At 72.3% G+C, this 4,680-nt stretch carries 6 protein-coding genes; 1 reads left to right on the top strand and 5 read right to left on the bottom strand.

Annotated features, from left to right (window positions below; translation table 11 throughout):
• Nucleotides 1–296 precede the first annotated feature (296 nt).
• From rsrA to Q0L15_RS13325, 5 genes are all read right to left on the bottom strand, one after another.
• Complete coding sequence (rsrA, locus tag Q0L15_RS13345; RefSeq protein WP_296604936.1) at nt 297–575, bottom strand: mycothiol system anti-sigma-R factor; 279 nt, start codon at nt 573–575, stop codon at nt 297–299.
• Entirely contained in the window at nt 572–1,285 is a 714-nt protein-coding gene (locus Q0L15_RS13340; RefSeq protein WP_296604935.1) for a sigma-70 family RNA polymerase sigma factor, read from the bottom strand. Before Q0L15_RS13340 ends, rsrA begins: the two co-directional genes overlap by 4 nt.
• Before the next feature lie 62 nt (nt 1,286–1,347).
• Entirely contained in the window at nt 1,348–2,010 is a 663-nt protein-coding gene (locus Q0L15_RS13335) for an alpha/beta family hydrolase (RefSeq protein WP_296604934.1), read from the bottom strand.
• Nucleotides 2,007–2,804, bottom strand: a complete 798-nt coding sequence (locus tag Q0L15_RS13330; RefSeq protein WP_296604933.1) for an SOS response-associated peptidase — start codon at nt 2,802–2,804, stop codon at nt 2,007–2,009. The genes Q0L15_RS13335 and Q0L15_RS13330 overlap by 4 nt, the downstream gene beginning before the upstream one ends.
• Nucleotides 2,805–2,841: 37 nt before the next feature.
• Nucleotides 2,842–3,591, bottom strand: coding sequence for a hypothetical protein (locus tag Q0L15_RS13325; RefSeq protein WP_296604932.1), 750 nt, complete (start codon nt 3,589–3,591; stop codon nt 2,842–2,844).
• Nucleotides 3,592–3,730: 139 nt separating this feature from the next.
• Here Q0L15_RS13325 and Q0L15_RS13320 point away from each other — a divergent pair.
• Nucleotides 3,731–4,680 (top strand): sigma-70 family RNA polymerase sigma factor (locus tag Q0L15_RS13320; RefSeq protein ID WP_296604931.1); only part of this gene is annotated, 950 nt, incomplete at its 3' end.

Here is a 4,680-nt window from a genome sequence, read left to right as displayed (position 1 = left end):
GGTCGTGGCCACCGGCGAGATCACGCGGGTGGTCGTCGACGCCGAGCGGTTCATGAGCCGGGTCTGAGACCCTGATTTCTCCTCCGCCCCGGAGTTTGAGAGACTGCTCGTTGGCCCCTGACCGGGCCAGGACCGTCCGATCAGGAGGAACATCATGGGCAAGACCGGCCGCAAGCGCCGCGCTCGGAAGAAGAAGGGCGCGAACCACGGCAAGCGCCCCAACGCCTGAGCGCTGAAATGCATGAACCCCCGAGCCACCGGCTCGGGGGTTCTCTGCTTGGTGGGCCGAGTGAGTCCTACGGCGTCTCGCGGATCTGCACCTGGACCTCGCGGATCCGCAGCATCACCCGCTGGCGCAGGTCGTCGGGGGCCGACTCGGCGCAGGAGCGCGCGACGACCGCCTTGACCGTGCGCTGGAGGTCGTACTTCTCCAGGCAGGGGTTGCAGCTGTCGAGGTGCAACCGCACCGCCGAGCAGTCACCCTCGTCGAGCTCGTTGTCGAGGAAGTAGACGATCCGCTCGAGGAAGTCGGCGCAGTCGGCCGGCGACGGGTCGGAACCGTGCTCGTGGCTCATGACGCGCCCCCCTCGGTGGTGCCGCGGCCGACCGTGAGGAGGTCGTTGTCGCGGACGTAGTCCGACAGCATGTCGCGCAGCTGTCGTCGGCCGCGGTGCAGACGGGACATCACGGTGCCGATCGGGGTGTCCATGATCTCGGCGATCTCCTTGTAGGCGAATCCCTCGACGTCGGCCAGGTAGACCGCGAGGCGGAACTCCTCGGGGAGCCGCTGCAGGGCGTCCTTGACCTGGGAGTCGGGAAGGTGCTCCAACGCCTCCATCTCCGCCGACCGCAGGCCCGTCGACGTGTGCGACTCGGCCCGGTGGAGCTGCCAGTCCTCGACGTCCTCGGACATCGACTGCTGCGGCTGGCGCTGCTTCTTGCGGTAGGTGTTGATGAAGGTGTTGGTCAGGATCCTGTAGAGCCACGCCTTGAGGTTGGTCCCGGGCCGGAACTGGTGGAACGAGGAGTAGGCCTTCGCGAAGGTCTCCTGGACCAGGTCCTCGGCATCCGCCGGGTTGCGCGTCATCCGCATCGCGGCGGAGTAGAGCTGGTCGAGGAACGGCAGGGCCTCGCGCTCGAAGCGCGCGGACCGGTCGGCCTCGGTCTCGGTGGCGACGTCGATCTCGGCGACGTCGATCTCGGCGGCGTCGGCCGGAGCGTCGACGGCCTCGACGTCGTCGGTGGGGTCCAAGACGCCCTCGGGCGTCGGTGCAGGGTCAGTCATCGTGTCCCAGACTAGCCCCGGGGCGGGTGGTTCGAGCACGGCCAGCATGCTGGAGCAACGCCTCAGGCGGGGCGGCCATTCCCGGCGCCGGCGCCGGTCACCTCACGCACGATCCACTCCAGCGCGCCCTCCACGACGATCGCGAGCGCGTCGTCCTGGCTGATCGGGCCCCGGGCGGGCACCGCGAGGCCGTGGTCGGCGCCCGGCACGACGCACAGGTCCGTCCCGTCGGGGAACTCCTCGGGCCGGCCCATCGGGTCGCGCTCGCCCTGGATCACCAGCGTCGGCACCCCGGCCTTCGCGAGCTCCTCGACCCGCGACTTCTCCGGACGACCGGGTGGGTGCAGCGGGAACGAGAGGGCCAGGCAGCCACTCGCCGCCAGCCGGCGCGCACAACGGGCCGCCGACCGCGCTCCCGCGGAGCGCCCCCCGACGACCAGCGGCGTGCGGGTCCGCAGCCGGTTGGCGGCCGCGACCAGACCGTCGTCCAGCGTCGGCGGCGCGGTCGCGACCCGGCGGCCCGCCACCTTCCACGGCTGCTCGAGCCGCACGACCGTGACGCCGTTGCGTGGGAGGTGGCGGGCCAGCGCCTCGAGGTCGGCGGTGTCGATCCCGTTGCCCGCGCCGTGGCTGAGCAGCAGCGTCGCGACCGGTTTGCGCGCCTGGTCGACGAGCAGCCGGGCCTCGCCGTGCGGCGTGTCGATCCGTCGCTCGATCGCGGTCACCGGCCACTCCCTTCGTCGTCGTGGAGGACATCGTCGCGCACATCGGCGGGCACGTCGTCGAGGGGCAGTGGCTCGAGCAGCTGTGGGCCGTTGTTGCGCACGTTGCTGACGAGGGTCGAGACGGGGTAGGCCTCGAGCGCACCGGGCGCGGCCGGGACCAGGAGCTCGAGGAGGTGGTCCTGCGGCGCCGTCGGGTCGAGCCAGGCGCCCCAGCGCTCACGCTCGACCATCAGCGGCATCCGGTCGTGGATGTGGCCGACGGCGTCCTCGGCCTCGGTGGTGATCACCGTGCACGTCCAGCGGAACCGGTGGGGATCGTCCTCGGCCTTGGTGGGGTCGCGCCAGATCTCGTACAGCCCGGCCATCGCCAGCACCCCGTGGTCACGCGGACGGATGAAGAACGGCTGCTTGCGCGGCTTGCCCTTCGCGGTCAGCTCCTGGGTGGGGTACCACTCGAAGTAGCCGTCGGCGGGCAGCAGGCAGCGCCGCTTCGCGAACGCCCGCTTGTACGCCGGCTTCTCGGCCACCGTCTCCATCCGGGCGTTGATCATCCGGTTGCCGATCGAGGGGTCCTTGGCCCACGACGGCACCAGGCCCCAGGTCAGCACCCGCAGCTGGCGCTCCGGCGGCTCGTCGCTCTCCTTGCTCGGAGGTCGCTCCACGACCGCGTAGACCTCCTTGGTCGGGGCCACGTTGTAGTCGGCCTCGAGCGGGGTCGGGATCCGCACGTCGGCGATGTCGAACTCCTCGACGAGGTCCTCGGGCCGACGGCTCGAGGCGTAGCGACCACACATAGCCAGACCCTAGCCGGGCGAGGCGCCGGCGAGGTGGCTACACCCTGGTCAGCTCGTCGAGCAGGCGTCCCGCCGCCTCGTCGGAGTCGGGCAGGCCCTCGATCCAGACCCGGGTGTGGGGTACGGCGCTCCCGTCGAGCATCCGGCGCAACAGGCCGACCCGGCGCCCGATCCGGTCGTCACGGCCGGCGAGCACCACGACCCGGCCGGGAGCGACGTGGCCGATGGTCTCCGGCCCCGCGAACACGGCGCGGGCGGTGTCGCCGAGCTGGGCGGTGCGCATCGCGCGGGTGAGCACGTCGTCGCGTCCGGAGGCGGCGTCCGGCCACGGCGGCGCCGCCACGACGACGAAGGCGTGCGACTGCGAGACAGGGGCCCCGGCGCGGTGCTCGCCGCGGTAGACGTCGGCGACCCGGGTCCGCAGGTGCGCGAGGCTCGAGAGCCCGGTCAGCGGGTCGTCGCAGGAGAGCCCGTGGAGGTACCCGAGGACCGCCTCGCTCCAGGCGACGGTGAACGCCCGCGTCGCGGCGAAGTCGGGATCGGTCCCGAGGACCAGGTGTGCGGTGGTGGCGAGCCCGGTCAGGGCCTCGTCGAGCGAGAGCCCGTCTCGCGCGAGGAGACCGCCGGCCACCTCGCACGCGGCGATGGTGCCCGACCCCGAAGCAAGGGCCTCCCCGACTGCCTCGAACTGCGGCGGCAGGGCCGCGCGCTGCTGCGAGGACAGCTCCCCCCTTGCTTCGGGGTCGCCCGTGGTGCCACGTCGCCTGCGCGTCGTGATCCGGCCCACGGTGTGCTCCCCCTCGGTTGGTCTGTGGAGGTGAAACGGGCCTGGCGGCGGTCCATGACGCGACTCCACGCGAACTTCGTCACTTTTTTTCTCGGCCCTGGTGCCGTGATCTTTTCGCCGGTGCCGCGTTGGACTCGATGTGGCCAGCCATGTCTCCATCCTCGAGGGCCCCAGTGACGGCGAGCTGATCTCCGCCGTCAGGGGCGGTGACTCCGATGCCTACGGCGAGCTCTTCTCGCGTCACGTCGAGGCCGCGCGCCGCTTGGCGCGGCAGCTGGTCGCGCCGGGCGACGTCGACGACCTCGTCTCCGAGGCGTTCGCGAAGGTGCTCGTGGTCCTCCAGCGCGGAGGAGGGCCGGACCTCGCGTTCCGGGCCTACCTGCTCACCGCCGTACGACGTCTCCAGGTCGACCGGATCCGGTCGACCGCCCGGCTCCAGACGACGGGCGACCTGACGCCCTTCGATCCGGGGGTGCCCTTCCGCGACACCGCGCTCGAGGGCTTCGAGAGCCTCACCGCTGCCCGCGCCTTCGCGTCGCTGCCCGAGCGTTGGCAGCTCGTGCTGTGGCACACCGAGGTCGAGCAGCAGAAGCCGGCCGAGGTCGCGCTGCTCCTCGGCATGACCGCCAACTCCGTGTCCGCCCTCGCCTACCGGGCCCGCGAGGGCCTGCGCCAGGCCTACCTGTCCATGCACACCCAGGACGTCGAGGACGACGCGTGCGCCCGCACGCGCGCCCAGCTCGGCGCCTACGTGCGCGGGGGTCTCTCACGCCGCGACACCACCCGGGTCGAGCAGCACCTGCAGGAGTGCCGGCGGTGCACCGCCATCTACCTCGAGCTCACCGAGGTCAACTCCGGGCTGGGCGCGCTCCTCGCGCCGCTGCTCCTGGGCTCCGCCGCTGCCGGCTACGTGGGCGCCACCACCGGCACCGTCGGCGCGGCCACCGGTGGCGTCGCCGTGCTGCTCGGCCGTGCCCGGGACGCCGTCGTCACGCACGCCCCGACCGCCGCGGTCGCCGGTGCCGCCGCGTCCGTGGTCGCCGCCGGCCTCGTGGTCGCGGTGCTGCAGCAGCAGGACGACGTCAGCCG

The sequence above is a fragment of the Nocardioides sp. genome (assembly GCF_024509035.1).
Classification (GTDB): Bacteria; Actinomycetota; Actinomycetes; order Propionibacteriales; family Nocardioidaceae; genus Nocardioides.
This window is presented reverse-complemented; position numbering and strand designations above follow the sequence as displayed.

What these genes read in the sequence shown, in the direction of transcription:
- Q0L15_RS13340 (WP_296604935.1), bottom strand. Translation starts at nt 1,285, where the DNA reads ATGACTGACCCTGCACCGACGCCCGAGGGCGTCTTGGACCCCACCGAC.
- Q0L15_RS13330 (WP_296604933.1), bottom strand. Translation starts at nt 2,804, where the DNA reads ATGTGTGGTCGCTACGCCTCGAGCCGTCGGCCCGAGGACCTCGTCGAG.
- rsrA (WP_296604936.1), bottom strand. Translation starts at nt 575, where the DNA reads ATGAGCCACGAGCACGGTTCCGACCCGTCGCCGGCCGACTGCGCCGAC.